Here is a 1,149-nt window from a genome sequence, read left to right as displayed (position 1 = left end):
CGCGCCCCACAGCGCGAGCGCCACGACCGCGCCGACCGCCCAGCCCGCCAGGGGGTAGAAGCCGCTCGCGCGGGCGAACTCCCCCTCCCGCACGTCCCCGACGTGCGGGAGGGGGAGCGTGGTCAGGAAGGTCAGGGCGAGGTGGGCGGCGCGGACGAGCGAGCGGAGCATGCGCCGATGCTAACAGGCGTCTCCGGGCGCGGCCCGGGTGAGGGGAGGCGCAGGGCACCGAGAGGCTGACTTCACGTGAACCGTTCATGAAGAAGGTATGCTGAAGTGAGATCCAAGGAGGTGCCCATGAGCGTACTCGCGACCCTGATCGGACTCTTCACGGCGTTCGCCGCGTGGCTGCTGCGTCCCACCCTCAGCGCGGGCGACGCGGAGGGCTTCTGGGACTTCCCCGGCGAGGGCACGGACGCCGAGGCCGCGCTCGGCTGACCCCCCGAAGGAATCGGGGCGCCCCGGGAACGGGGCGCCCTTTCGACTGAAACGGCTAGTTCGTCTTGCTCGCGGCGCGCGGCAGCGCGAGGAAGAGCAGGCCGACCGCGCCGAAGCCCAGCCCGACCGACATCAGGGCGGCGGCGTCGCGGACGTAGCCGCTCACGAAGAGGCCCAGCCCGGCGGAGGCGGCGATCGCGTGGAGCGCCGCGCGGTTCTTGAGGTGGGACGGCGCGGCGTCCGTGAAGAGCACCAGCAGCATCGCGCCGACGATCAGGGTGATGAGGCCGCCTTCCATATGAAGGAAAGCTTAACAGAACTCCCTGACCGGTGCATGAAACGCCCGACTCCCAAAATGCCTTTCGGCTCCTCACAAGTGCGCGCCCGCAGGCCGGGCGATGATGCGGACGACCCGGGAGGACAGCATGACCGACCCCATCGACCGCGACGAGAACGCCGGAGCCGACACCACGACCGACCGCCCCGACTTCGAACGCCCGAAGGCGCCCCTTGATACCACGCTCGGCACCGCCCGCACGGGCGGCATGGGCGGCATGGCGGGCACCGGCAGTCCCTCCGCCGACACCGACATGGCGGGCGAGCCGCCCGGCGGCGACCTCGAAGACCAGTGACGTGAGCTTCCGCGCCGCCCGCGTCGTCCTCGTCGGGGGCGGCCACGCCAGCGTCGAGGTGCTCGCCCGCGCGGGCCGC

Annotated in this window: 4 protein-coding genes; 2 read left to right on the top strand and 2 right to left on the bottom strand. The window is 72.0% G+C overall.

The annotated features are described in order from the left end of the window. Positions 1 to 171: adenosylcobinamide-GDP ribazoletransferase (locus tag DEIPI_RS27255; RefSeq protein ID WP_045233325.1), on the bottom strand; the 171-nt coding region annotated here is incomplete at its 3' end. Between the two features lie 126 nt (positions 172 to 297). On the opposite strand from DEIPI_RS27255, the gene DEIPI_RS37105 reads away from it, so the two are divergent. Then, positions 298 to 438: a hypothetical protein gene (locus DEIPI_RS37105; protein ID WP_157463342.1), complete on the top strand. Its 141-nt coding sequence runs from the start codon at positions 298 to 300 to the stop codon at positions 436 to 438. Positions 439 to 493: 55 nt separating this feature from the next. Here DEIPI_RS37105 and DEIPI_RS0100260 read toward each other — a convergent pair whose 3' ends face one another. Further along, complete coding sequence (locus DEIPI_RS0100260; protein WP_027480463.1) at positions 494 to 736, bottom strand: hypothetical protein; 243 nt, start codon at positions 734 to 736, stop codon at positions 494 to 496. A gap of 127 nt (positions 737 to 863) precedes the next feature. On the opposite strand from DEIPI_RS0100260, the gene DEIPI_RS0100255 reads away from it, so the two are divergent. Then, positions 864 to 1,070, top strand: coding sequence for a hypothetical protein (locus DEIPI_RS0100255; protein WP_027480462.1), 207 nt, complete (start codon positions 864 to 866; stop codon positions 1,068 to 1,070). The last annotated feature ends 79 nt before the right edge of the window (positions 1,071 to 1,149 follow it).

This window comes from Deinococcus pimensis DSM 21231 (assembly GCF_000519345.1).
Taxonomy (GTDB): domain Bacteria; phylum Deinococcota; class Deinococci; order Deinococcales; family Deinococcaceae; genus Deinococcus_A; species Deinococcus_A pimensis.
Note: the sequence above shows the minus strand (reverse complement) of the source record. Positions and strands in the feature narration are given on the sequence as shown.